Genomic DNA, 26150 nt, shown 5'->3' with positions numbered 1-26150 from the left:
ATACCTTTACTCTGATTTTTTATTTTCTAAATCGTTTATTCTCTTGACTATGTCCGTAAAATTACGGAAATGTACGTAATTTCTTCTGTAATCGCTGTAATTAATTGCTGGCGAGCCGTAGAGCGTTTCTCCATCTTTCGCAGCGTGGTTTACGCCACTTTGCGCTTGTATCTTTACCTGATTTCCAATTTTGATATGACCTACGATTCCTACCTGACCACCGATCTGATTCCAGTCTCCAATAATCGTAGAGCCTGCAATACCAGCCTGAGCGGCAATCACATTGTTCTGACCAATTTTTACATTGTGAGCAATCTGGATGAGATTATCAATCTTAGTACCTTTGCCTATGACAGTTGAACCGATTGTTGCACGGTCTATGCTGCAATTGGAACCAATTTCTACATCATCTTCTATAATTACATTTCCCAGCTGAGGAATTTTCTTAAAACCTTCTGCAGTTGGCTGAAAACCAAATCCATCTCCACCGACAACCGTATTGGAATGGATCACGCAATTATCACCAACAATACAATAATCGTATATTCTTGCGCCACTGTCGATTTTGCAATTTTTTCCAATCTTAACACCTTTTCCTACATAAACGTGAGGAAAAATCTGCGTTCCGTCTCCTATATTTGCTTTTTCCGAAACATAAGTAAATGCGCCGATATAAACATCTTCGCCTACTTTTGCAGTCTCGTGGAAGAAAGATCCTGGTTCTATACCTGTTCTTCTGCCCTGCATCTCCTGATAAAGATTCATCAATACCTGAAATGATAAATAAGCATCCTCCACAGCAATGACTACAGGCTTGTAGATTTTATTTTCTTGTATTAAATTTTCTGAAACGATAAGAACTGCGCACTTTGTATCATCCAAAAATTCTAAGAATCTGGACTGCCCAATGAAAGACAAATGTCCCTTCTCTCCATTCTCGATTGGGGAAACGCCAGTGATGACCGTTTCGGGATTACCGATGATTTTCCCGTTTATAAAATTTGCAATTTGTTGCGCCGTAAATTCCATAGTTTGCAAAGATAAATATTTTATTAATTATCCATTAATTTTTTATGACGAATCAAACTTACTTTTACTTTAATTATAAAATTTCCCTTGGAAAATAAGCGATGTATTTTACTGTCGCATTCTCCATACAACCAAATAATATCTGATTTTCGGACTCTTCCAATTTGAACTTGTTTCCGGTTTTGTCCATCAGATAAATTGGCTGTTTATCAGTATCATACGGCAAAAGCGTTCTTGAAATCTGTCCAACTAATTCTTCACCATTATTAATACTAAAGTATTGGTTGACTTTTTCTGTTTTTTGTTTCAAAAAATCTTCAGAAAATGGTTTTGATGAAATAATACTTTTCGGAAAATCTCTATAAATGACGACTTTGCAAAGCTTTGATAATATAAAATCCGGATTCTCCGTCCATTCTTTTATAGCCTGAAAAACATCCATATCATCCAGCATTGTGAATCTTCTGATGTCTTCCTCCGTAGCCTCATCGAATTTATTTTTAATTAAAAAATATTTCAAGTTTGATGGCGCATCTAATTCCAAATTATTGGAAACCAGATATTTTGCTCTGTTTAAGATTTGAACCAAAACGTGTTCTGCCAATGCTGCCGTTTTGTGGTAATAGACTTGCCAATACATAAACATCCGGGCCGTGAGATAATTCTCAATTGAATAAATCCCTTTGGCATCGATCACCAGTTTTTCGTCGCTGACGTTCATCATAGAGATGATTCTTTCCACATTTACGTCGCCTTCGGAAACACCTGTGTAGAAGCTGTCACGTTTCAGATAATCCATTCTATCCACATCTAACTGAGAAGAAATCAATTGATTGAAAAACATTCTGTGGTATTTTCCCTGAAACATTTCAATCGCTAAATCCAGTTTTCCTCCGAATTCTTCATTCAATCGGGTCATTAATAAAATCGAAATTTTCTCGTGGTGCCAATCATCCATCAACCTGTTTTCCAAAGCGTGAGAAAACGGACCGTGGCCGATGTCGTGCATCAAAATTGCCAACATCGCCGCCTCTTCTTCTTCTTTTGAAATCGTAATTCCTTTTAGCTTCAAAGTTTCCAAAGCTTTGAACATCAGATTCATCGCTCCTAAAGCGTGATGAAATCTGGTGTGTTTTGCGCCGGGAAAAATCAGTGAAAGTAAGCCGGTTTGAGAAATTCGCCTAAGTCTCTGAAAATATGGATGTTCTATGACGTCAAACAGAATCTCATGTGGAATTTTTATAAAGCCGTGAACGGGATCGTTGATGATTTTGAGTTTATTCTGCACCGTTTATAATTGATAAATGATTATTGATGAATGATACAAAAATAGGGAAATTGTTTTTGATATTTTAGAGTTGATATAAAATCAAATTGTGGTAAAAATTTATATTATATCTTTATCATAAAATAGTATTTAAATTATTAAAATGAAAATATTAAGAATTTTCACATTAGCAATTGCAATTATTTTGATAATAACTTATCTCATTATAGTACTAGAATTCCGTATTTTAAATAAAGGACAAAAAGGTTTATCTAATGTTGATATGAAATATCTAAATGGATTTATTTTTGTTTCGGAATCGATCTTATTATATTTTTATTTTTTACTAAAAATGAATTTTAGAAAAACAAAGTAATTCTATTTAATTATTTGAAATTTGAGAAGAAACTCAAACATAAATTCTCAAACTCTTTACCAACACTTTAATAGAAGTCTAGGATTTTATTTTTTAAATAAATTTATAAATTAGCAAAAACCTAAAAACTACAAAATGAAAAAAATCATTAGCCTTTTAATACTATCTTTTGGAATAGCTGCGACGGCGCAAAACTCTCCTCCAGTTATAAAAAATCCATTGATAACGTCCAGTGGTTTGAAAATAAAATCTCGAGAAGGATCACTTACTGAAAAGGAGATAATTAATCTTTCGAAATTTAAAAATCTTAATATTCAAAAAATAATTTTGAAAGATCTGTCTAATGATTCCGAGGAAAACTCACTTGGATTGATGATGGAATATGAAACTTTTGACCGAGTCTCTAAGAAGACATTAACAGTTGAAAAAAATGAACTTCGAAAATTAATTGAGGCGCTTGAAACTATTGAAAAAAAAGAGAATTCAAACGGTGGCAGTTCTAATAAAAAATACAAATTTGTTCTGGCAAACAGTATTGAGGTTGGAGCCGTGTACAAAGAATATTCAAAGATTTGGGTCAACTATTTTATTTTCCCAACTGAATTTTACAGTCATAGCGTAAACGAATTCAGCAGAGATGAATTGAAAGAATTGGTCAGAATTTTAAAAAATGCAGAAAAAGAACTGTAACTCCTGTTAAAATATTAAACCAAAATCCTCAAACTCTTTGGCAAAACTTTAATAGAAACCGGAGACTTTATCTTTTTGAATTCCCCATCAATGTGCCAATTTTTTGTATTGACTTTGAACTCGATGTCTGAAACCGGAAGATAAGTTACGTAATCATCGTCTTTTAAACGTTTTGTAAACATCCTAAAAGCGAAAAAAGGAGAATATGTGAGAGGAAATTTCTTGACCAAAACCAAATCCACCAGACCATCACTTTTGCTCGCCATTGGCGCAATGTAAGCGTTGTTCCCAAACTGGCGTGTGTTGGCGATGTTCAGCATCAGGTATTTTCCGTTGTAATGTTTGTAGTCCTCTTGTAAGAATTTGATTTTGATCGGTTTATAATTAAAAAAGGTTTTGATGGAAACCTTGATGTAATTCTTAAAACCTCGGTTGGTTTTTTCAAATTCCTTGACCACTTTGCCGTCAAATCCAGTTCCTGAAACGTTGATAGAAAAATGTTCGTTCACTGTGAAGGTGTCGATTTCCCGGAACTTCTCATTTTTAATTTTATCTAATAGTAGAGAAATATTCTTACTGAAATTATTTTCGTTGGAAAAACCGTTGCCTGAACCAGCCGGAAAAACAGCCAGGATTTTTTCTGAATTAATCAATTTCTTGGCAACCGTGGAAATTGTTCCATCACCTCCTACTGCTACAAACACATCAATATCATCCCAATTTACATCGATAAAAACATCGGTATCTTCCAAAGATTTCGAAATTAGATATATTGGATTTTCGACCTTTTTCGAAAGTTCTTCCAGGAAAGGCTGGTAATTTTTCTTTGCGGAAAATGGATTGATAATGAAGGCTGCGTTCATAAGTTCAAAAGTAAAAATACTCTGAGACTTTCAGAGTATTTTGTTGATTTATTTTAAAATGGAATGTTATTTTCGGAAAGCTTCCCTTCGTCAAGCTCAGGATAAATTTTGACTCAGCTAGACAATCATTAAACAATTCATTTAATTGAGATTATTCAATTTTAAATCCTTTTGTAATCGGCTTTCCAGTTTTGTATGTTTTCTTTGATTTTCGATGCAGACCAATCGTTTTCGGCTGTTTTATTCATTAATTCGACCAAATCTCTATCTCCTGAAAACCGCAGGGCAAAAATCTGAGAATCAGAAAATTGATATGGCGAACTCTCCAGTCTTTTTCCAGTCAATGTAAAATAACGAAACTTAAATTCATTAATAATAATCCTATTCTGCAATCCTAAAGCGTAGTGTTGCCGAAGCATAAATGAACAGATAATCACCATTATAATAACGACTGATAACACAAGCCATAGCAAACTGATATCACGATCATCCACAGAATTGTCCCAAAATTCAAATAGCGAAAACGTAAGCAAAACAAGCATTACAGGATAAAAAATGAAATGGTGCAAAGGATAAAATTTCCTGTGATTTTGCAAATTTTGACCGCTCATTTTACTTGATTTTGTACTGAGTTATAAATTCCGGTTTCAGAAATTTTTTGATTTCAGAAAACTTAAAAGTAATATTAACAACACCTGCTGCGTAAGCCGTAATCTCGTATTGGTTGTAGACAAAAGTAATTTTATCCTGATCGAAAAAGAAATTATTGTTCAATTTTATTTTGTCTTCCAAAAGCATTTCTTTTTGTTCAGGCTGATCAAAATGGCTTTTCAGAAGCGCATCCCACGCCGGATCTTCCGGATTTTTGAAAATATAATTTTGATTGACAACCACATTTTTATTCAAATCAAAAACTTTATAACTTTCAAAATAATAGCCGTGCGCACCGCCTGAATAGCCGCTTCCGCTGTACAACAAGGTAAGTACGTTATCATTGTAAGAAATGACTTTCATTGCAGAAGTATCATCCCAGGTTTGTTTAAACTCCGGCGACCATTCTTTGGAATCTTCTTTTGTTTTTGCAAAACTTGCCTGCATTTGTTTTGTTAAATCGGCTTGTAAGGAATTTTTGTCATAAACTTTTGTTTCTACCAAAGCTTCTTTATAAATGCTATCCAGGATAACTTTATTTTCGATAGAAGGAAAAACCAATAATTGCTTGTTGAAAGCTGTGGTCAGGTTTTTATTAATTACCATAGAATCCTCTACTCTTACCGAATCTATTACGAATGATTTTTTGGTCTGCAAACTGTCTGAATCTTTTGCTACTACAATGTTTTTGACTTCTGTTTTTGTACACGACGTCAAAATAACTGCAAAGGAGAAGAGTGTAATAAAGTTTTTCATATTTATAATATTTAGTTTTTGAATGGATAACAAAAAACCTTCCAAAATTGGAAGGTTTTTAATTATAACTTAAACGTCTATTCTTGCATAGACTGCATTCTTTTCTATAAATTCTCGTCTTGGTGGAACCTCATCGCCCATCAACATTGAGAAAGTTGAATCTGCTTCTACCGCATTTTCAATCGTTACTTGTTTCAGGATTCGGTTTTCTGGGTTCAATGTTGTTTCCCAAAGCTGTTCAGGATTCATCTCCCCAAGACCTTTATAACGTTGAACCTCAACACCTTTTCCGTCCGGAGCCAATTCCAAAGTGAATTGTTCACGCTCTTTTTCGTTATAAGCATAGATTTTCTTGTTTCCTTTTTTCAAAAGATACAAAGGCGGTTGTGCGATATAAATGTATCCATTCTCAATCATCTCGTTCATAAAACGGAAGAAGAATGTCAAAATCAAAGTCGAGATGTGAGAACCATCGATATCCGCATCGGTCATAATGACGATTTTGTGGTATCTTAGCTTACTCATATTCAACGCTTTGGAATCTTCCTCTGTTCCTACAGAAACACCAAGCGCTGTGTAGATATTTTTAATCTCCTCGTTGTCATAAACTTTGTGAAGCATTGATTTCTCAACATTCAGAATCTTACCTCTCAAAGGCAAAATCGCCTGAAAATGACGGTCACGACCTTGCTTAGCAGTCCCACCTGCGGAATCTCCCTCGACAAGGAACAATTCTGATTCAGCCGGGTCTTTGGAAGAACAATCGGACAGTTTCCCTGGCAATCCAGAACCACCCATTGGCGATTTTCTCTGAACCATTTCTCTCGCTTTTTTCGCAGCCTGTCTTGCTTTCGCTGCCAAAACAACTTTCTGAACGATGATTTTAGCTTCGTTAGGATTTTCCTCAAGGAAATTAGTTAGCATTTCGCCAACGATTTTGTCAACCGCTCCGGAAACTTCGGAGTTACCTAATTTCGTTTTGGTCTGACCTTCGAACTGAGGCTCCATTACTTTTACAGAAACTACAGCAGTCAATCCTTCACGGAAATCGTCGCCTGTAATCTCTACTTTTTCTTTTGCAGGAATACCTAAGTCATCTGCATATTTTTTAAGCGTTCTTGTCAAGGCTCTTCTGAAACCAGCCAAGTGCGTTCCACCTTCGTGGGTATTGATATTGTTAACGTAGGAGTGCAAATTCTCTGTAAACGACGTGTTGTAACGCATCGCCACTTCCACAGGAATCCCCTCTCTTTCGCTTTCCATAAAGATCACGTTCTCCATAATGGATTCACGGTTTCCATCGATGTATTCTACGAATTCTCTAAGACCGCCTTCCGAATGGAAAACTTCTGAATTGAAACTTCCGTCTTCGTTTGGATGTCTCTCATCAATCAAAGTAATCGTAATCCCTTTATTTAGGAAAGATAATTCTCTAAGTCTGTTCGCAAGCGTATCATAATTATAAACCAATTCCTGGAAAATAGTTCCGTCCGGCTGGAAGAAAACTTCAGTTCCTCTTTCAGAAGTCGTTCCGATTTCGGCAACATCTGCCAAAGCTTTTCCTTCAGAATATTTTTGTTGATATAGTTTTCCGTTACGGCTAACAGTCGCCACCAATAAAGTAGAAAGTGCATTCACACAAGAAACCCCAACCCCGTGAAGACCACCGGAAACTTTGTAAGAATCTTTATCGAATTTACCACCGGCTCCGATTTTGGTCATTACCACCTCAAGCGCAGATTTCTGTTCTTTCTCGTGGAAATCAACCGGAATCCCACGACCGTTATCTTTTACAGAAATGCTTTCACCTTCGTGAATAGTCACTTTAATTGTGTCGCAATAGCCTGCCAGCGCCTCATCAATCGAGTTGTCCACTACTTCATAAACCAAATGGTGAAGACCTCTCACGCCAACGTCACCGATGTACATTGATGGTCTCAACCTCACGTGTTCCATTCCTTCCAGGGCCTGGATGCTACTCGCTGTATATTCTTTTTGACTCATATTTTTTATATTAAAGACATAATACTCAATCTTTCAAATAGTTAGCTTGAGAATATTTCCTTTTAATTTGTTAAATTCTTTTGTTAAAATGCTTACAAATATCGTGATTTTTTTCGAGATATGAAAGGATTAAATTGAGTGGAATGGGATAAGTTTTTAACAGGGAAGTTTGGGAATTGATAAAGTTTTTGAACAAAAAAATCGAACCTTAGCAGCTCGATTTTTTTTTAAAATATTAATAGATTTTATTTCTTAATTAGTTTTGTTTTGTAGAGCTTTCCACCTTTATCCTTTCCTGTAATGATGTAATTCCCAATTGGTAATTTAGAAACATTCGCCTTACCAGACTCTGCTTTTACAGACAACTCTCTACCCTCCATTGTGTAGACTGAAATCTTTTCTATCTCATTATTAAAATAAAAAATATCAGTTGCCGGATTTGGATAAATTTTAAATTCTAAAGCTGATTTGAACTCAACAGTATTCAACGTAGACAAGTCCGCACTCTGTGTACTATCGAAAAACGTGTAAGCATTGGAATTGCCTCCAAAAAGGTACAATTGATTATTCACAATTCTAGAATTATGATTTTTTCTTCCAATCATATTGTTCGATGTAATGGTTTTAAAATCATTATTTTCCGGATTATAAAGACCTAAAAATGACTGTTCAGAATAATCTCCTGAAACAATTATATTACTTCCATTTACAGCTAAGGAATTTGCAGAGACAGGTTTTGAAAGTGTTGCAAAATTATTGCCCCAAGCATTATTTGCTATATCAAATTTAGAAATATTTTTAGATGTATTAGCCCGGAAAATACGAACATTGTCAACCTGAAAGTTGGTTGTTCGTAATGGCCAGTAACCACCTGTATATTTAAATGCAATCCTAAATGAATTAGGATAATCCGCCAAAGATAAATTCCCGGAATTTGTAAAGTTCAATGCATAACCATTAGTTGAACCTGTCGCAATCTTGGCCGGTAACAATACTTTCGACGAAGTCTTAATATCGCCGGTCCAGTTTGTGATTACATAACACTCAAACAAAGCTCCGTTGTTATAAGCATCCTTTGAATCGAAATTCAAAAAATAATTCTTGGTATCTGTGGAAGAAGTTTTTTGATATTCCGGGGATATTAACCAAATTATATTAGTTTCTTCCTGAAAATCATTGAAACTTGTAAAGGCCGTTACTTCTGTATAACGATTAAAATCATAAACTTTACCTCGATAATATTTCTGTCCTTCTTCGGCATAATTTATCCAGTCTGCAAGTTCCAAATTTCCGGACAAATTAGCAGTTTCAAAATCCTCAGTCGCAATATTACTTTCCGAATAACCACCTATTATATATAAATTCTTATTCACAATCTTACCTGTCGTTTGGAGAGCTTCTTGAATATCCGGAAGTTGAGACCACTGATTTGTAACTGTATCATATTTGTAAACAGACTTGGAATATAAAGCTTTCAGCCCTCCAGATACGTTCCCTCCAAAAAAGTAAATGTCATTCCCATTGACGGAGGAACCAGCATTAGAAACCGGAAATGGATTGGGTGTGCCGTAAGTTAGATTACCATTCTGCAAATCGACGATTTCAAGTTTGTCGTTATTAACATCACCTGTTGTTTTGCCGTTAAAAATATAAAGCTTATTATTTACAATTTCCGCATTGGCGTAAGCTTTCGCAACGGTTGGAACGCCCGTCGGAAAACTCTGCCACACGTCATTTGCATAATTATATTTTTCAATTTCCGTGGTATAAGACTGGCTCGCAGTAAAACCATTAATAATATATTCATTAGCTCCATCGGTTGCCGATGCAGAACCACTTCTCGCAACATTCATATTGGCATTGTTGACAAAGTTTAAACTTTGTGATAACACAGTGGAAATCCCCGCAAAGAGTAATAAAAAAGTAAATTGTTTAAGCATCGATCTATTGATTATTAGTTATTTTGTCTGATTCGCAAATATAAAAATTTATTCACTTGTTCTCCACAAAATCCTAAAGAAGTAGAGATTACGAATGCATTGAAGGAAGCCTGGAAAGAATATTTGAAGAAGGTATTGAAAAGTACGCTGTCACTTCCAAATAAAAAAACCTGGAAAATTTCCAGGATTTTTATTTAAGATAATTTGAATCTACTATACCGATTTCATCCACAAAACCTCATCAATCTTATCAACTTTCACCAAATTATTCTTAGTTAAAGTTTTTGAAGCCTTGTCCCATTTCTTTCCGGAAAGCTGAGAACGGTTTTTAACTTCATTAAGTTCTATAGATTCTTCCTGAGAATTAAGGATTTCTAGGATCACTTTTTCATCTTCTCCTAACTCCACTTTTGGAACCACTTTCTCCGGTCTCATCTGAGGGAAGAAAAGAACTTCCTGGATGGATGGATTATTGGTCAGGAACATAATCAATCTGTCCATTCCGATTCCTAATCCAGATGTTGGCGGCATTCCATACTCCAAAGCTCTTAGGAAATCTTCGTCGATAAATCCTGTTGCTTCGTCATCGCCTTTTTCTGCTAATTTCAATTGATCTTCGAAACGTTCTCTTTGGTCGATTGGGTCATTAAGTTCAGAATAAGCATTTGCAATTTCTTTTCCGCAAACCATCAACTCGAAACGTTCGGTCAAACCTTCTTGTGTTCTGTGTTTTTTGGTCAAAGGCGACATTTCTACAGGATAATCTGTGATAAATGTTGGCTGGATGAAGTTGCCTTCACATTTCTCTCCGAAGATTTCGTCGATCAATTTTCCTTTCCCCATTGTTTCATTCACATCGATTCCAATAGATCTGGCGAAGTCGAACAATTCTTGTTCAGATTTTCCAGTGATATCGAAGCCTGTATATTTCAAAATCGCTTCCGTCATAGAAACTCTTGGATACGGCGCTTTCCAGCTGATGGTGTGTTCTCCGAAAGTAGATTCTGAAGCGCCATTCACAGAGGTTGCGCAGAATTCCAACAATTTCTCCGTGAAATCCATCATCCAGTTGTAATCTTTGTACGCCACATAGATTTCCATTGCGGTAAATTCCGGGTTGTGGGTTCTGTCCATTCCTTCATTTCTGAAGTTTTTCGAGAATTCATAAACACCGTCAAATCCACCAACAATCAATCTTTTCAAATATAATTCGTTTGCAATTCTAAGATATAATGGAATATCCAAAGCGTTGTGATGCGTGATAAAAGGCCTTGCCGCAGCACCTCCAGGAATCGATTGAAGAATAGGTGTTTCAACTTCAAAATAACCAGCATCATTGAAAAAAGTTCTCATCGCATTGAACAATTTTGTTCTTTTTACGAAGATCTCTTTCACTTGAGGATTCACGATCAAATCTACGTAACGCTGTCTGTAACGTAATTCCGCATCGTTGAATGCATCGTGCACGACTCCATTTTCGTCAGTTCTTGGTTGAGGAAGCGGGCGTAAAGTTTTGGTTAAGATTTGAAAATTCGTCACCTTTACAGTCATCTCGCCAACCTGCGTGTTGAACAATTCACCTTCCACGCCGATGATGTCACCGATGTCAAGAAGATGTTTGTACACCTCGTTGTATAAAGTTTTGTCTTCACCAGTACAGATCTCGTCTCGGTTAAAATAAACCTGAATCTTACCTTCAGAATCCTGCAATTCTGCAAAACTTGCCTTCCCCTGAATTCTTCTGGACATCAATCTTCCAGCAATCACCACCTTTTTCCCTTCTTGGAAATCCTGTTTTATAGACTTCGTGGAATCGGTGATTTTGTATTCAGCGGCCGGGAATGCATCGATTCCCAGGTCGGTCAGTTTTTGCAATTTTTCGCGACGGATAATTTCCTGTTCTGATAATGACATTTTAATTCAATTTTTTGGAATTGCAAAAATAGTGATTTTAAAATGTTTATGGAAGTTAAATTTTTTGCTGTTAATTTGAACGCAAAGTCCGCGAAGTTTTTTTGAAATTATTGAAAATATTTTGAGGTTCGCAAAGGCGTTTCACTCAACAAAGGTTTGAACACTAATCAATAGAAAGAATAAATTCTTTGTCAAAGTTTTCTTTTTCTGATTCTGACATTCGGTTTCGTAAAACTATAATTGTATAACCACCAAATAATTTACCTTCTCTAGAAAACATCCAGTCAGAGATTTTTTCTTTTTCAATTTTAACTTTGTCATTTAAATTTATACTGGTTTCTGAATTCGGCACATTGTCAATAATTCCAAAATAATCATTTCCAATTTTTTCAATATCAACTGCCCAAATATGTTCAGATTTATTATTTAAATCATAACGAATTTTTAAAGCAAAATTTTCACTTTCTGGAGATTTTAAAGCTTTATCAAAATCATCTAAAGTCGCATTCGCTAATTCAATCGCCAAATTCATTTCTTTATCGTCATCATTTAATGAGTAAATTATGGGTTCGTCGCCTCTTTCTATCTTGTCCATTTTAAAATTATTTATTTTAAAACCAACTTTTCCTGCTTTCTTTCGCGACAAATGTCCAAGCCAAAATCCGGCTGATCTTTTGACCTTGCGCCATATCGATGGTTTTGAATTCCGGTACATTGAGGTTTTTCAACAAAGTCGTGAGTTGATGCAGATTGTCTTTCTTGGAAACCAAAGTGGTGAACCACAAAACCTGCGACTGGAACCGGACACTTTCGTTGATCATTTTCTTGATGAAAGCATCCTCGCCACCTTCGCACCAAAGTTCGGATTGATTTCCGCCGAAGTTGAGAATCGGTTTTTGAACTCTGTTGTTTCTTAGATTCTTGGTTTTCCTGCGATTGCCTTGCAATGCTTCTTCTGCGGACTCGTGGAAGGGCGGGTTGCACATTGAGAACGTGATTCTGTCTTCTGGCGAAAGGATATTTTTAAAGATAAAGTCAGAATCTGGTTGGAATTTCAAATGGATATTTTCTGACAAATCCGGATTGCTGTCTAAGATTTTCTGCGCGTTTTCCAAGGAATCTTCATTAATATCTGTTCCCAAGATTTCCCAACCATAAGAACTATTCGCAATCAAAGGATAAACGAGATTGGCACCGGTTCCAATATCCAAACCTTTCACTGAATTTCCAGTTGGAATCTCGCCATTTTCTTCCACTAACAAATCTGCCAAATAATGGACGTAATCCGCACGACCAGGAATCGGCGGACAAAGATTGCCTTCCGGAATATCCCAATCTTTTACATTGTAATATTTCAAAAGCAAAGCTTTGTTGAGTAATTTCACAGCTTGTGGAAGACTGAAATTAATCGTCAAAGTATCATAATCATTTTTGAAAACGTAATGTTTGAGTTCGGGAACTATGGTAATCAATTCTTCGAAATCGTAGGAATTGCGGTGGATATTTCTGGGATGAAGGCTGGATTTTTCGGTCATTATTTTTCTTTCTCTAATTTTTGGATTCCGGTTTTCACATCTGGGTGGCTCATAAATAAATTCCAAATCAAACCTGTTCTATGATTTTCTATCATCACGGTCATTGGCGCCTGATTCAGTCCCATAAAAATTGGCGAACACCAATTGTTATTCAAATCGAATGAATCCCTGAAACCATATTCACCCCAAAGAAAGTCTCCGTAATTGAGGTAGAAATTCTTCAAAACTGCCATAGATTCAGTTGGCGTGTACGGAAAAGACGCAATAGCACCAGTCGGCGTCAGTTTTCCTGTATCTTCTTTTTCTACAGGTTCATCCGGATTGTAGCCATTTGGTCCGTCGGAAGCGGTTAAACCCCAACCGTCTTTGCCGTAACCTTTTTGTTTTTTCGGATTTTCGACGCAATATAGATAATTAATTTTGGCAATATTCTGATTGTTCTTGAAATAGTTGGTGTATCTGTCCGTCAAACCGTGTGGGTCGTAACCCATAAAGGAATAATGTGCGAAAAACAATGGTCCGCCTTTGTTGACACCGACATCCAGCTTGATGCCATAATAAGTATTTCCGTTCGTGTACATTGCTCCCTCATTGGAATTTCCCCAATCTTTCCTGTAATCCTGCGCAATTTTGTCCTGACTTGCCCAGCCGGAATAATAAAGGCTTACAGGAACGGAATGCGTCGGAGAAGCGATTGCCATCAGATAAGTGACCATCGTTTCATTCCAGCCAATCAGATTATGATTGATAACCCAACCTTGATCTGGTGACCAGTGCCAATAGAGATATTTGCTATCAGGTTTTTGGCGGAACCAATCCCACTCGATGCCTTTCCAGAATTTATCGATTTTTGTTCTGATGTTTTTTTCTTCAGCATTGTCTTTATTGAAATATTGATGTGCTGCCAATAAACCCTGAATTAAAAATGAGGTTTCTACCAAGTCTGCACCATTATCTTTCTTTCCGAAGAACGCTTCTGTCTTTCCCGTTTTTCCATCGATGAAATGGGCGACTGCGCCGTGATATTTGTCGGCTTTCTCGATGAAGTTGACAATTTTTGTAAAACGTTCAACTGATTCTTTTCTTGAAATAAAACCACGTTCTGTTCCTGCGATCAGCGCCATTACTCCGAAACCTGAAGCACCGGTCGCAATCATATTTTGTCTTCCGTTGGTATTTTCTTTTGACAATCCACTTGCGGTTTCTGCGCCGTCCCAATAATAATTGAATGATGCTTCCTGAACCATTGACATCAATTCTTCATCGGACATATTTTTAGTTTCAGCAGAGATAGTTTCTGACAATTTTGATTCATTGAAAAGCTTGTCGAGGAAACTGATTTTGTAGGCATATTTCTTTCCGGTTTCATTGGTGAAATCTGCAAACCGATCCATGTAAGCATCCTGTATTCCTACTGGTTTGAAATCTTTACCATTTTCAGAACGGTAGATTTGGACGTATCTGATATTGTCATTTGTAAATGGATTCCATTTCAGGTCGACGTGTTTCATATAAGCTTTGGCTGATGAAATCTTCGGAACTTCAGAAATGTTTTTCTTTTCTTTTGAATCGATGAAGGCAATATCATCTAACCAGATTTTATTGTTTGATTCAGAATTTTCGGGTTGAGAGAAAACAAGGGCTTTTATTAATTTCGGATCATCTTTAACCGAAATATCAAGATTTGAAATATCAATTAAAACATTTTCCCATTGATTCTTTTTTGTTAATTTAATATTAACTGATTTGGAAAAAGTTCCGTCGGTTTTTTGAAGTTTAATTGTTGGTAAAATATTGGAGTCACTTTTCTCAGATTTAATCCAAAAACTTAAAAAATTAGCTTTGTTGAAAAAGTCTTTTCCTCTCAATTCTTCATATTCTATCGACGCTTCCCATTTTCCATTTTTTGCATTTTTGTAATCCAGCAAAAGAGAATTTCCCGGAGAATGGAATTCATTTTTATCAACTATTAATTTTGAATTCTGATTTTTGACAGTCGAATTTCCAGAGGATTTTACATTTCCGTAGAAGAAATTGTCCTTCATCAGGCTGTTTGTGAACAAAGTATAATCGTATTGATGTTCCTGAGCGAAAAATGAAGCGGAAACAAAAAGGAGAGATTTAAAAAGGATTTTCATAAAATTGAAATTTCTTAAAGTTAATTAAATTCTCCAAAAGAGACATAAAAAAAGACAGCAGAAACTGTCTTCATATTTTTTACTGATTTCAAATTTTATTTCGAGGATAAAATATATTGCGCCATAAACTTAGCATTCTCCTTACTGAAACCGTGCGCCGGCATTGGAACATCGCCCCAAACTCCGGAACTTCCTTTGATAATTTTATCGGCCAACATTTCTACATTTTCTGGTGTGTTTTCATATTTTGATGCGACTTCTTTATACGATGGGCCAATCATTTTTTCATCTAATTTGTGACAACCAAGACAATCAGAACCTTCTATTAAAGATTTCCCTTCCGCAATCGGATCTGTAACAGTTTTTGGTGCAGGAAGTTCTTCTTCTACTAAGACATCTTTATTTCCAGAGTTTTCGTTTTTGGAACAGGAAAACACTGTCATTAAAATAGTTGCGATAATTATTCTTTTCATTTTCAGATTTTGCCCAAATATAAATAAAAAAGACATCCTAAAAAGGATGTCTTTGTATGACAATTATTAAAATTCAATTATTTTTTGATAATCACTTTCTCATTGAAAGTTACACCAATACCAGTTCCTTTTACAACGTAAACGCCGTTTGGTAAAGAACTCACATTGATTGCAGCATTATCAGAAAGATCCAGATTATCTTCTAAAACCAATTTACCGGAAGCATCATAAATCTTAACCAAAGTTTTGCCTAAAGTAGCAGATCCACTCTTGATATGAATCTCATTTTTAGCAGATTTGGATAAACCACGAATTTATCTTTCTGAACATCTGCAACTGCAAGATTACATTCTGCAGGCACTGAAAAATCTTCTACCTGATCATTCATACCGGTTCCGGTTCCGGTAATCAATCCGGAAGCGGCACCTACTCCCAAACCTCTTTTTGCAAAGACATTCCATATCAGACACTTATCTGCACCACCTGTGGCAGCCTGATCAGCAGCAATAATTGCATCTCTACCTTTTACAAATGTAGGGCTGCAACCTTGTAATTTAAGTCCATTCATTACTAATTGAAGTACTCTAGCGCTTCCTGAGTTTGGAGCAGCTACGACATCTGATGCATATCCGTATTTTTCTACCATTTTCCAATGAAGATCCCAAAGCATCGTAGCCCATACAAATCCAACAGAGTGAACATTGACAACCGTTACGCCATTAGATACGTAAGTCATCCCATTTGTACTGCCATAAGTGTAAGGATTGATAGCTGGATCTGGAGAATATTGAGCTGGTCTGATTCCAAGACCGTTGGTTGGCTCATCAACAGCAAAAGTGCCTATTCCTCTAGGTACAGATTCGTTATCACCTGGACGATTTGTCAACATCAAGGCAAAGAAATCTGACCATCCTTCACCCATCTGTTCATTATCAGAATTGGTATTAAGACAAGAGAATCCATTCCCTGTATTTCTGTTGGAAATACCATGGCCGTACTCGTGGGCAACAATACCATTATCCAAACTGCCATCTATCCAGATACTTTGATCCTTGATATTTGCATTGACTGTTGTGCTTGCTGCTAATTTGGATTTAATCAATTCGCCTTCTGCATTTTCTGTAAGGACTCCAGGAATCGTCACAGTTGCATCTACACCTCACATATTTCCTACGGCAGGAGAATCTGTTGCATTATAGACAATAACTCCCAAAGCACCTTTGTCCTGTGCATTCTCGAATTTGACAGTAAAGTTACAATCCCCCCTTTCTATCAATGCAATCTTTCCTGTAAGGTTTGTATTGCTTAATGTTGTACAGCCTTTTATTGGAGTTACAAGAACTACATCAGCAGTCACCGGATTACTGGCGATGGTTGGACCAAATTCTGTATTAATCCCTACGACAGGATTTCTACCAACGAGGTCAGAAGGTGAGTTATACGATAGGTAACTTTGAGATTTTGGTCCCCAAAGGTACATTTGCATTCTTGGAACACTTCCGTCTGCTGGTGTGGAGAAATTGGCATTATCTGTTCCACCGCCATCACGTGCTTCTGCTCTAACAGCATCGTTACCTGCACCGCCTTTTCCAAAATTATTGATCTGGAAATTTCTTGCAGATTCTGTGAATCCAAATTTATAGAAGACATCGTGCACTTTATTATTCATGTAGAATAACTGTGTAATCGTCGCATTCGTATATTGAGCCGGTGGTGTATTTACGTCCAAAGGGAAATCAAAAATTCTATTAGCTCCACCTTCTGCAACATCACCTATTGCATTTGTATTGGTATAATCTGTGTATGCGTATGCATTGTTGCCTCTGGTGTAGGTATAATGATTGGTTCCGTCAGAATGCCAACCTTCCGGAGAAGCATCCAAGAACCAAGGATTGGAAACTAATGTTCTGTCTCCAAATGAAGGTGCTTCAATTGGCAATGCAAAAACTCTATAGGAAGCATTATCTGCTGCCAAAATTTTGTTTGATGACAAAGCCGCAGTTTGTTCTGCTTTTACCTTAGCAATTCTTTCCTGACTCGTGTAAGAATGTGTATCAAATTTACAAGAAACCAAAAGATTATTTTTCTCAAGAATTTCGCCAGTTGCTGCATTTACCAAAACATTCCAGTAATTGCTGCTGTCAGCTTCTTCAAAGTTAACTTCGTAAGCTAAAATTAATTGATTTGCTTTCGGATAATAAACCGTACTGGTCAGAACACTGTTTTCTTTCCCAGCTTCGAAAGTATATTTGCTACTGCTTTTAAGGTTTAGATTTTTAAGAATAGAATCAAAAGCTGCTTTACTTGTAATTACTGCTTTTTTTGAACTAACAGTTACAGATGAAACATCCGAAAAATTATCTGAAAAATGAGACACAGCATTATCCTTAATCAAAGCCGATGAAATGGCATTAAAAATAGGAATCCCTTCATAAGTCTGCTGCACATTTACAACAGTTCCTTTCAAACTTTCTGACTTGTCAGTGTTCATCACCTTTATTCCACTTGCCGCTGTTTTATCATATTTCTTATTTGCAGAGATATAATTTTTAACAACTGACTCATAATTCTGAGCCTGGATAAAAGAAAACGCAAAAAATGCGGCAATTGTAATTCCGCGGTTAAGAGAGTTAATTTCCTTCATACAACTATTTTTATTAAACAAGGTACTAATGTAGTTAATCTATGTATAATAATCTTATAATTAATGAAAAACATACCAAAAACATAATAAAATTAACTTTTAACCAGATAACAAATAGATCTATTTTCAAAATCATCAAAATGAAATGAATCATTATCTTTGCAGAATGATAAAAATTGGCAACATAGAACTTCCGGATTTTCCACTTCTTTTGGCTCCAATGGAGGATGTGAGCGATCCACCGTTCAGAAAATTGTGTAAAATGCATGGAGCAGATTTGATGTACTCGGAATTTATCTCTTCGGAAGGATTGATTCGTGACGCAATCAAAAGCCGAAAAAAACTGGATATCTTTGATTATGAAAGACCCGTTGGAATCCAGATTTTTGGTGGCGATGAGGAAGCAATGGCAATGTCGGCAAGGATTGTGGAAACTGTAGAGCCGGATTTGGTGGATATTAATTTCGGTTGTCCTGTAAAAAAAGTAGTTTGCAAAGGTGCTGGCGCAGGCGTTTTGAAGGATATTGATCTGATGGTAAGATTGACGAAAGCTGTCGTGAGTTCCACGCATTTGCCTGTTACAGTAAAAACCAGATTGGGTTGGGATAGTGATTCAATTAATATTGATGAAGTGGCAGAAAGATTACAGGATGTCGGCATCAAAGCATTGACCATCCATGCGAGAACACGTGCACAAATGTATAAAGGTGAAGCCGATTGGGAACATATTTCCAGAATCAAAAATAATCCGAATATTGAGATTCCTATTTTTGGAAACGGCGATGTAGATTCTCCAGAAAAAGCTTTAGAATATAAAAACAAATACAACTGCGACGGCATTATGATTGGTCGTGGCGCCATTGGTTATCCTTGGGTTTTCAATGAAATCAAACATTTTTTCAAGACCGGAGAAATCTTGGCAGAACCGACTATTGCAGAAAGGCTGGATGCCGTGAAGAACCATGCACTTTGGTCCGTAGAATGGAAAGGCGAACGTCCCGGCATTGTAGAAATGCGTCAACATTACAGTAATTATTTCCGTGGAATTCCACATTTTAAAGAATTTAAAACTAAGTTTCTGCAGGCTTTAACGCTTGAACAAATTGATGAAATCATCGAGGAGACGAAGCATTTCTATTTGGAAAATGTAATTTAAAATTTAAATTAATTTACAATGTAGAAATATGCCGATCCTACGGAGCTTGTTTTTTTAACAGACTAATTTTTCTTTTCTAGAAACATCTCATTTCTACGAAGCTTTGCTGTAAACAGAATAAAGATTTCTAATGATTGTAACTTTTAACACTCTGCCATCAACTTATTAAATCTCAAAAAAAATAAAAATGAAAAAACTCCTTCTTCTTTCCATTCTCGCGATGGGATTTTCCAAAGCTCAGTTTTTCGAATCTCCGGAAAAATTTACAAAAACTGATTCTCTGAAAGGTTCTAACACCAAATTCAGAAACTTCTGGGATGTGAAAAAGTACGACATCGTTTTGGAAGCCGACTTCGATAAAAAAAGCATCAAAGGAAGCAACAAGATTACATTGGAAATTGAAAAGGATGTTAAAAATCCAACTTTCCAAATCGATCTTCAAAAACCGATGAAAGCTGACAAGATCACAGCTAGTTTTACAATAACTGATAAAAAAATAGACGGTGATTTTATCTTTTTATCAACAAATAAAAGCTTTAAAAAAGGAGAAAAATTAACGATTGATATTGATTTTTCCGGTAATCCTGTGATCGCAACACGTCCACCTTGGGACGGCGGCTGGATTTTCACCAAAGATAAAAACGGAAATCCATGGATGAGCGTTGCAGATGAAGGAATTGGCGCAAGCATCTGGTTACCAACCAAAGATATTTGGAGTGATGAGCCTGACAATGGCATTACTTTCAAAATCATTACCCCAAAAGATTTAGTTGGCGTTGCTGGTGGAAGATTAATAAAAGAAGAAAATATTGGTGATAAAAAAGCGTGGACTTGGGAAGTGAAAAATCCGATCAACGATTATTCCATCATCCCATCCATTGGGAAATATGTGAATTTCAAAGATAATTTTGATGGCGAAAAAGGAAAACTAGACCTTGATTATTGGGTTTTGGATTACAATCTTGATAAAGCAAAAAAACAATTCGAACAAGTAAAACCAATGATGAAATCCTTCGAACATTGGTTTGGTCCATATCCTTTTTACGAAGATTCCTACAAATTGGTAGAATCGCCGCATCTTGGAATGGAGCACCAGAGCAATGTAGCTTATGGAAATCATTACGGAAACGGTTATCTTGGAAGTGATATTTCCGGGACCGGAATTGGTTTGAGATTCGATTACATTATTATTCACGAGTCTGGACACGAATGGTTTGCCAACAATATCACGGCAAAAGATCAGGCTGATATGTGGATTCATGAGGCTTTCACAGATTATTCCGAGACACTTTATGTGGAAAGTCTTTGGGGAAAAGCAGATGCTGATACTTATCTGCAAGGCTTGAGAGATAAAATCGCTAACGATAAACCAATCATCGGACAATACGGCGTGAGAAATGAAGGCAGCGGCGATATGTATTTCAAAGGTGCGAATATGATCCACACGATCCGGACAGTCATTAATGATGATGAGAAATTCAGACAAATATTGAGAGGTTTAAACAAAGATTTCTACCATCAAACTGTAACGACTCAGCAGATTGAAAAATATTTTTCTGATAAATCCGGAATCGATCTTTCATCAATTTTTGATCAATATTTAAGAACGGTTAAAATTCCGACTTTACAATACAAACAAAGCGGAAATCAACTGACTTACAAATGGACCAACGTGATTCCTAATTTGAAGTTCCCAATCAGACTGGCAGACGGACAAGAACTGAAACCAACGGAACAACCTCAAACCGTAACTTTAAAGTCTGACAAACCTGTTGAATTTAACAAAAATTATTACATCGAAGTAAAGCAGGTTTACTAAGATTTGACTACATTTATTTAATTGAAACCATTTCAAAGTTATTTGAAATGGTTTTATATTTAATACCAATTAAAAAAATTCAAAAAAAACATTATGAGAAATAAATTCATTTTTTGGGGAATCGTTGTATTGATCGTTACCTGGACTACAGCTTTGCTTATAAAAGCACACTACTGGATTCCGATTTTCCTGACATTTTTATACATTTTAGGAATTTACAATACATACCAGACAAAACATGCCATTCTAAGAAATTTCCCGGTTTTTGGTTATTTCCGATTTATATTCGAAGGTATTTCGCCGGAGATTCAGCAGTATTTTATTGAGAGAGAGACCGATGGTAAACCATTTCCACGACATCAGAGATCTGCTGCTTATCGCCGCGCTAAAAACGTGAGCGACACTGTGCCATTCGGAACGCAGCTGGAAATTAATCACCGAAAATACGAAGGTATTAAACATTCTATCTACGCTAAACATCCGAAAGAAGAATTACCAAGAGTGACTATTGGTGGTGAAGCCTGCACACAACCCTATAATGCTTCATTGTTTAATATCTCTGCAATGAGTTTTGGAGCCTTGAGTGATCGTGCTCAGATGGCTTTGAACCGAGGTGCGAAAAAAGGAAATTTCTATCACAACACGGGCGAAGGCGGCATCTCGCCACATCATTTGGAAGGCGGCGATCTTTGCTGGCAAATCGGAACAGGCTATTTTGGATGCAGAAATGAAGACGGAAATTTTGATGCCGAACTCTTTACTAAATATGCAAATCTGGAAAATGTGAAAATGATTGAGATCAAATTATCGCAAGGTGCAAAACCAGGCCACGGCGGCGTTTTGCCAGCTGTGAAAAATACACCGGAGATTGCAGCCATTCGTCACGTAAAACCTGGTGTAACTATTCTTTCGCCGCCATCCCACAGTGCATTTTCTGATGCCGAAGGTTTATTAAAATTCGTTCAGCAACTTCGGGATCTGTCTGGCGGAAAACCAACTGGGTTCAAACTTTGCATCGGCGACACCAAAGAGTTTGAAGATATTTGCGAACAGATGAATATCCTGAATATCTATCCGGATTTTATCACAGTAGACGGTGCAGAAGGCGGAACCGGAGCTGCACCACCAGAATTTTCAGACGGCGTTGGGATGCCTTTGGAACCAGCATTGATTTTCGTCAACAGAACTTTGATTAATTATGAAGTAAGAGATAAATTAAGGATTATCGCCAGTGGAAAAGTTTTGACATCGCTCGATATTCTGAGAGCTGTTGCAATGGGCGCTGACCTTTGCAATAATGCCAGAGGTTTTATGTTTTCTTTAGGCTGCATCCAAGCTTTGCGATGCAATACAAATACTTGTCCGACAGGCGTGGCAACGCAGGATAAAATGCTGATAAAAGGACTTGATACCAATGACAAAACAGAACGTGTTTACCAATTCCATAAAAATACTTTGCACACTTGCAACGAACTGATTGCAGCTGCGGGACGAGAATCTTATGATCAGGTAGATGCATCTATGTTTATGCGAGGCGACGAGTTTGAACATCTTTCTGATACTTATTTTCCTGATATTTTGGAGAATGTGAGGAAACGATAATGACTTGTAGTTAAAAAAAATCCAGCAAAAAAATTGCTGGATTTATCTTTTATAATTTATTAATTATATTTATTCCCACTCAATAGTAGCAGGTGGTTTCGAGCTGATGTCGTAAGCAACTCTGTTGATTCCTCTAACTTCATTGATAATCCTGCTGGAAACCGTATCCAAAAACTCGTAAGGCAGTCTGCTCCAGGTTGCAGTCATAAAATCGATTGTGTTTGCAGAGCGAACGACAGCTGTGTATTCATAAGTTCTCTCGTCTCCCATTACTCCAACAGATTTTACTGGAAGCAGAACCACGAATGCCTGGGATACTTTTTCATAAAGATCATTTTTGTACAATTCCTCAATAAAGATATCGTCAGCTTCTTGTAGTATTTTCACTTTTTCAGCATCCACTTCTCCCAAAACTCGAATTCCCAAACCTGGGCCAGGAAACGGATGTCTGTAAACCAATTCGTGTGGAATACCCAATTCCTCTCCTACTTTTCTCACCTCATCTTTGAATAATTCTCTTAATGGTTCCAACAATTCGAAATCCATTTCTTCGGGCAATCCGCCAACGTTGTGATGCGATTTGATTACCGCTGAAGGTCCTTTCACCGATTGAGATTCTATGACGTCAGGATAGATTGTTCCTTGAGCGAGGAATTTTGCGCCTTCAATTTTTTTAGATTCTTCATCGAAAACGTGAACGAACTCGTTACCGATTATTTTTCTTTTTTGTTCCGGGTCGCCAACGCCGGCTAATTTGGATAAGAATCTTTCAGAAGCTTCTACCAATTTGATGTTCATCTTGAAATGCTTACCGTAATTTTCCATTACTTTTTTGTCTTCGTCTTTTCTCAAAAGTCCGGTATCTACGAAGATGCAATTTAGCTGATCACCAATTGCTTTATGAATCAAAACTGCGGCAACGGAAGAATCTACGCCTCCGGAAAGTCCCAAAATGACTTTGTTGTCACCCACTTTTTCTTTGATTTCTGCAACGGTTTTTTCGATGTAATTGGTCAGTTTCCAATTTTTTTCTGCTTTGCAGATTCCAAAAACGAAATTTTCCAGCATCTTTCCTCCTTCCTCAGAATGTGAAACTTCCGGATGGAATTGAACGCCGTAGATTTTCTTTTCAGGATTTGAAATGGAAGCAATAACGCCGGATTTTGCATTGAGTTCAAAACCGACTGGCAATTCTGAAACCTCATCAAAATGGCTCATCCATACAATGGAGTTTTGGTAAACACCTTTTAACAATTCATTTTCTTTAACGATTTCCAAATGTGCTTTTCCATATTCGCCCTTTTCGCCTTTAGCAACTTTTCCACCTAAAAGATGCGCAGTCAACTGCATTCCGTAGCAGATTCCCAAAACCGGAATTCCCTGTTCGTAAAGTGCTTTGTCTACGAGATGTGCATTTTCTGCATTCACAGAACTTGGTCCGCCGGAAAGGATGATGCCTTTTGGTTTCCTGTCCAGAATGTCGGACAATGGTGTGTTGAATGGTAATATTTCTGAATAGACTTCCATCTCACGGATTCTTCTGCCGATAAGTTGGTTGTACTGTGAACCGAAGTCTAAAATGATAATTCCGTTGTTCATTTTATTGATGATAAATGATGATTGATAAGTGATGTGCTTTGAAAAACTTCAGTGTGACAATGTGCTGTATTTTCTGTGATTGTCAGGCTGAGGCTCTCGAAGACATATAATAAATTTTATTCCATATTAAGTTTCCGAATTGCAAACTAGCCCCGATTGCAACGGCATCCTTTTTTTGTTTTTTGATCACTTTCTTTTTATGTACAAATGTTGTAACAAAAAAAGATATAGTGGAAAGCGGGAAACAGCTCCATAAAATTTTTATTAAAAACTGTTCAACATAGTAAAACAGCTCCTAAAAAAAAGAGACATTGGTTGCCCAACATCTCTCGGTATTTTAAAATTTCGCAATGTCGTCTCTGTAAAACGCGTAATCAAATTTCACAGGAAGTGCGTCTTCGTAAACCTTTTTTCGAGCTTCTTCGTACGTGTCGCCAAGTGCGACAAGATTCAGAACTCTACCACCTGTGGAAACCACTCTGCTTCCTCTGTAATCTGCTCCGGCGTAGAGAAGCGTGCTGTTTTTAACTTTATCTACGTTTGTAATCTCGTATCCTGTCTCGTGGTTTTTTGGGTAACCTCCTGAACACATTACCAGACAAACGGCTTTCTTGTTTTTAAATTTAAGATCCAATTCTTTTCCGTGAAGACAATCCTCGATCACATCCACAAGATTGTTCTCCAAAAGTGGCAAAAGAACCTGAGTTTCCGGATCTCCCAATCTCATATTGTATTCCAGAAGGTAAGTTCCGTTTTTGGTGATCATCAAACCGAAAAATATAAATCCTTTGAAGTTAAGGCCTTCTTTTTTAAGACCTTCAACCGTTGGCGTCATAATATTCTGAATGAAATCCTGATTGTGTGCTTCTGTAAATTCAGGGCTTGGTGCCACAGAACCCATTCCGCCGGTGTTAGGACCTTTGTCGCCGTTTCCTGCTTTTTTATAATCTTTTGCAGCTACGAAAGGGAATATTTTTTCACCATTGGAAACTCCGATGATCGAAGCTTCAAAACCTTGTAGATATTCCTCGATCACAACCTGAATACCTGCATCTCCAAAGATTCTTTTGATCATAAAATCGTGAATCGTTCCTTCTGCTTCTTCTAGATCGTCTGCAATCACCACACCTTTTCCTCCAGCCAATCCGCTAGCCTTGATTACTAAAGGATATTCCTGCTTCTGCAAATATTCTCTTGCATCTACATACGAATCAAAAACAACCGCTTTTGCTGTTTTGATGCCGTAATTTTGCATAAATTTTTTAGAAAAAGCTTTGCTGCCTTCCAGAGAAGCTGCTTTTTTTGAAGGACCGAAAACTTTGAGATCTACTTTTTTGAATTCGTCCACAATCCCTTCTACAAGAGGAGCTTCCGGACCTACAATGGTAAGATCCACTTTGTGCTGAATTGCAAAATCTCTAAGTGCCAATATATCACTCTCGTTGATATTTTCGCCTAATTTTTCGGTAGTGGCGTTTCCTGGTGCAAAATACATTTTTGTAATTCTGCTGTCTTCGCTCAGTTTCAAGGCTAAGGCTGAAGCACGGCCACCATTTCCTACAATAAGTAATCTCATCTGTTGGTATTTAATATTTTTTTATCAGAAGAAAGATCTGTAATCAAGTTTTATTTTGAAGAAAAACTTGCCTTACCTGTATTTCTTTCTGCTCTCAGTTTAACATTTTTAAAGTGCC

Annotated in this window: 21 protein-coding genes; 4 read left to right on the top strand and 17 right to left on the bottom strand. The window is 36.8% G+C overall.

The window, feature by feature from the left end:
* Nucleotides 1-6 precede the first annotated feature (6 nt).
* Together lpxD and OPU68_RS15405 are read right to left on the bottom strand one after the other, a co-directional pair.
* On the bottom strand, nucleotides 7-1029 hold the full coding sequence (gene lpxD / locus OPU68_RS15410; RefSeq protein ID WP_498474848.1) for a UDP-3-O-(3-hydroxymyristoyl)glucosamine N-acyltransferase: 1023 nt from the start codon (nucleotides 1027-1029) through the stop codon (nucleotides 7-9).
* A 73-nt stretch (nucleotides 1030-1102) separates the two neighbouring features.
* Nucleotides 1103-2317 carry an HD domain-containing protein gene (locus OPU68_RS15405; protein ID WP_498474847.1) on the bottom strand — a complete coding sequence of 405 codons (1215 nt, stop codon included), beginning with the start codon at nucleotides 2315-2317 and terminating at the stop codon, nucleotides 1103-1105.
* Between the two features lie 490 nt (nucleotides 2318-2807).
* On the opposite strand from OPU68_RS15405, the gene OPU68_RS15400 reads away from it, so the two are divergent.
* Nucleotides 2808-3362 carry a hypothetical protein gene (locus tag OPU68_RS15400; RefSeq protein ID WP_498474846.1) on the top strand — a complete coding sequence of 185 codons (555 nt, stop codon included), beginning with the start codon at nucleotides 2808-2810 and terminating at the stop codon, nucleotides 3360-3362.
* Between the two features lie 14 nt (nucleotides 3363-3376).
* Here OPU68_RS15400 and OPU68_RS15395 read toward each other — a convergent pair whose 3' ends face one another.
* The 13 genes from OPU68_RS15395 to OPU68_RS15335 all read right to left on the bottom strand — a co-directional run bounded on the left by OPU68_RS15395 (nucleotide 3377) and on the right by OPU68_RS15335 (nucleotide 18280).
* Nucleotides 3377-4225: a diacylglycerol/lipid kinase family protein gene (locus tag OPU68_RS15395; protein ID WP_498474845.1), complete on the bottom strand. Its 849-nt coding sequence runs from the start codon at nucleotides 4223-4225 to the stop codon at nucleotides 3377-3379.
* 161 nt (nucleotides 4226-4386) lie between these two features.
* Complete coding sequence (locus tag OPU68_RS15390) at nucleotides 4387-4836, bottom strand: DUF6526 family protein (protein ID WP_498474844.1); 450 nt, start codon at nucleotides 4834-4836, stop codon at nucleotides 4387-4389.
* A 1-nt stretch (nucleotide 4837) separates the two neighbouring features.
* Nucleotides 4838-5632, bottom strand: coding sequence for an RsiV family protein (locus OPU68_RS15385; protein ID WP_498474843.1), 795 nt, complete (start codon nucleotides 5630-5632; stop codon nucleotides 4838-4840).
* 69 nt (nucleotides 5633-5701) lie between these two features.
* Nucleotides 5702-7636, bottom strand: a complete 1935-nt coding sequence (gyrB, locus tag OPU68_RS15380; protein ID WP_498474842.1) for a DNA topoisomerase (ATP-hydrolyzing) subunit B — start codon at nucleotides 7634-7636, stop codon at nucleotides 5702-5704.
* A gap of 245 nt (nucleotides 7637-7881) precedes the next feature.
* Nucleotides 7882-9576, bottom strand: coding sequence for a Kelch repeat-containing protein (locus tag OPU68_RS15375; RefSeq protein WP_498474841.1), 1695 nt, complete (start codon nucleotides 9574-9576; stop codon nucleotides 7882-7884).
* Nucleotides 9577-9789: 213 nt separating this feature from the next.
* Complete coding sequence (gene lysS, locus OPU68_RS15370) at nucleotides 9790-11490, bottom strand: lysine--tRNA ligase (protein ID WP_498474840.1); 1701 nt, start codon at nucleotides 11488-11490, stop codon at nucleotides 9790-9792.
* A 163-nt stretch (nucleotides 11491-11653) separates the two neighbouring features.
* Nucleotides 11654-12085: a DUF2314 domain-containing protein gene (locus OPU68_RS15365; protein ID WP_498474839.1), complete on the bottom strand. Its 432-nt coding sequence runs from the start codon at nucleotides 12083-12085 to the stop codon at nucleotides 11654-11656.
* 16 nt (nucleotides 12086-12101) lie between these two features.
* A complete protein-coding gene (gene rlmF, locus OPU68_RS15360; RefSeq protein ID WP_498474838.1) occupies nucleotides 12102-13025 on the bottom strand; it encodes a 23S rRNA (adenine(1618)-N(6))-methyltransferase RlmF in 924 nt (307 codons plus the stop codon).
* Complete coding sequence (locus OPU68_RS15355; RefSeq protein WP_498474837.1) at nucleotides 13025-15163, bottom strand: glucoamylase family protein; 2139 nt, start codon at nucleotides 15161-15163, stop codon at nucleotides 13025-13027. The genes rlmF and OPU68_RS15355 overlap by 1 nt, the downstream gene beginning before the upstream one ends.
* Nucleotides 15164-15258: 95 nt before the next feature.
* Nucleotides 15259-15636, bottom strand: a complete 378-nt coding sequence (locus OPU68_RS15350; RefSeq protein WP_498474836.1) for a c-type cytochrome — start codon at nucleotides 15634-15636, stop codon at nucleotides 15259-15261.
* Between the two features lie 77 nt (nucleotides 15637-15713).
* Nucleotides 15714-15878 carry a T9SS type A sorting domain-containing protein gene (locus OPU68_RS15345; RefSeq protein ID WP_498474835.1) on the bottom strand — a complete coding sequence of 55 codons (165 nt, stop codon included), beginning with the start codon at nucleotides 15876-15878 and terminating at the stop codon, nucleotides 15714-15716.
* A gap of 8 nt (nucleotides 15879-15886) precedes the next feature.
* On the bottom strand, nucleotides 15887-16780 hold the full coding sequence (locus tag OPU68_RS15340; protein ID WP_498474834.1) for a M36 family metallopeptidase: 894 nt from the start codon (nucleotides 16778-16780) through the stop codon (nucleotides 15887-15889).
* A 15-nt stretch (nucleotides 16781-16795) separates the two neighbouring features.
* On the bottom strand, nucleotides 16796-18280 hold the full coding sequence (locus tag OPU68_RS15335) for a M36 family metallopeptidase (RefSeq protein ID WP_498474833.1): 1485 nt from the start codon (nucleotides 18278-18280) through the stop codon (nucleotides 16796-16798).
* A 166-nt stretch (nucleotides 18281-18446) separates the two neighbouring features.
* On the opposite strand from OPU68_RS15335, the gene dusB reads away from it, so the two are divergent.
* The 3 genes from dusB to OPU68_RS15320 all read left to right on the top strand — a co-directional run bounded on the left by dusB (nucleotide 18447) and on the right by OPU68_RS15320 (nucleotide 22857).
* On the top strand, nucleotides 18447-19436 hold the full coding sequence (dusB, locus tag OPU68_RS15330; RefSeq protein ID WP_498474832.1) for a tRNA dihydrouridine synthase DusB: 990 nt from the start codon (nucleotides 18447-18449) through the stop codon (nucleotides 19434-19436).
* Between the two features lie 187 nt (nucleotides 19437-19623).
* Nucleotides 19624-21255, top strand: coding sequence for a M1 family metallopeptidase (locus tag OPU68_RS15325; protein WP_498474831.1), 1632 nt, complete (start codon nucleotides 19624-19626; stop codon nucleotides 21253-21255).
* Nucleotides 21256-21348: 93 nt separating this feature from the next.
* The gene (locus OPU68_RS15320) at nucleotides 21349-22857 is read left to right on the top strand and encodes an FMN-binding glutamate synthase family protein (protein ID WP_498474830.1); all 1509 of its coding nucleotides are present in this window, start codon (nucleotides 21349-21351) and stop codon (nucleotides 22855-22857) included.
* Nucleotides 22858-22926: 69 nt separating this feature from the next.
* Here the strand turns inward: OPU68_RS15320 and guaA are convergent, their stop codons facing one another.
* Both guaA and purD read right to left on the bottom strand, forming a co-directional pair.
* Nucleotides 22927-24456, bottom strand: a complete 1530-nt coding sequence (gene guaA / locus OPU68_RS15315) for a glutamine-hydrolyzing GMP synthase (RefSeq protein WP_498474829.1) — start codon at nucleotides 24454-24456, stop codon at nucleotides 22927-22929.
* Nucleotides 24457-24793: 337 nt separating this feature from the next.
* Nucleotides 24794-26032: a phosphoribosylamine--glycine ligase gene (gene purD / locus OPU68_RS15310; protein WP_498474828.1), complete on the bottom strand. Its 1239-nt coding sequence runs from the start codon at nucleotides 26030-26032 to the stop codon at nucleotides 24794-24796.
* Nucleotides 26033-26150: the final 118 nt, after the last annotated feature.

Source organism: Chryseobacterium sp. TB1-D10 (assembly GCF_059803555.1).
Note: the sequence above shows the minus strand (reverse complement) of the source record. Positions and strands in the feature narration are given on the sequence as shown.

Coding starts and splice junctions, on each gene's coding strand:
- OPU68_RS15385 (WP_498474843.1), bottom strand. CDS start 5,632: ATGAAAAACTTTATTACACTCTTCTCCTTTGCAGTTATTTTGACGTCG.
- lysS (WP_498474840.1), bottom strand. CDS start 11,490: ATGTCATTATCAGAACAGGAAATTATCCGTCGCGAAAAATTGCAAAAA.
- lpxD (WP_498474848.1), bottom strand. CDS start 1,029: ATGGAATTTACGGCGCAACAAATTGCAAATTTTATAAACGGGAAAATC.
- OPU68_RS15320 (WP_498474830.1), top strand. CDS start 21,349: ATGAGAAATAAATTCATTTTTTGGGGAATCGTTGTATTGATCGTTACC.
- OPU68_RS15325 (WP_498474831.1), top strand. CDS start 19,624: ATGAAAAAACTCCTTCTTCTTTCCATTCTCGCGATGGGATTTTCCAAA.
- rlmF (WP_498474838.1), bottom strand. CDS start 13,025: ATGACCGAAAAATCCAGCCTTCATCCCAGAAATATCCACCGCAATTCC.
- purD (WP_498474828.1), bottom strand. CDS start 26,032: ATGAGATTACTTATTGTAGGAAATGGTGGCCGTGCTTCAGCCTTAGCC.
- OPU68_RS15350 (WP_498474836.1), bottom strand. CDS start 15,636: ATGAAAAGAATAATTATCGCAACTATTTTAATGACAGTGTTTTCCTGT.
- OPU68_RS15395 (WP_498474845.1), bottom strand. CDS start 4,225: ATGAACGCAGCCTTCATTATCAATCCATTTTCCGCAAAGAAAAATTAC.
- OPU68_RS15390 (WP_498474844.1), bottom strand. CDS start 4,836: ATGAGCGGTCAAAATTTGCAAAATCACAGGAAATTTTATCCTTTGCAC.
- guaA (WP_498474829.1), bottom strand. CDS start 24,456: ATGAACAACGGAATTATCATTTTAGACTTCGGTTCACAGTACAACCAA.
- OPU68_RS15355 (WP_498474837.1), bottom strand. CDS start 15,163: ATGAAAATCCTTTTTAAATCTCTCCTTTTTGTTTCCGCTTCATTTTTC.
- OPU68_RS15375 (WP_498474841.1), bottom strand. CDS start 9,576: ATGCTTAAACAATTTACTTTTTTATTACTCTTTGCGGGGATTTCCACT.
- gyrB (WP_498474842.1), bottom strand. CDS start 7,636: ATGAGTCAAAAAGAATATACAGCGAGTAGCATCCAGGCCCTGGAAGGA.
- OPU68_RS15365 (WP_498474839.1), bottom strand. CDS start 12,085: ATGGACAAGATAGAAAGAGGCGACGAACCCATAATTTACTCATTAAAT.
- OPU68_RS15400 (WP_498474846.1), top strand. CDS start 2,808: ATGAAAAAAATCATTAGCCTTTTAATACTATCTTTTGGAATAGCTGCG.
- OPU68_RS15335 (WP_498474833.1), bottom strand. CDS start 18,280: ATGAAGGAAATTAACTCTCTTAACCGCGGAATTACAATTGCCGCATTT.
- dusB (WP_498474832.1), top strand. CDS start 18,447: ATGATAAAAATTGGCAACATAGAACTTCCGGATTTTCCACTTCTTTTG.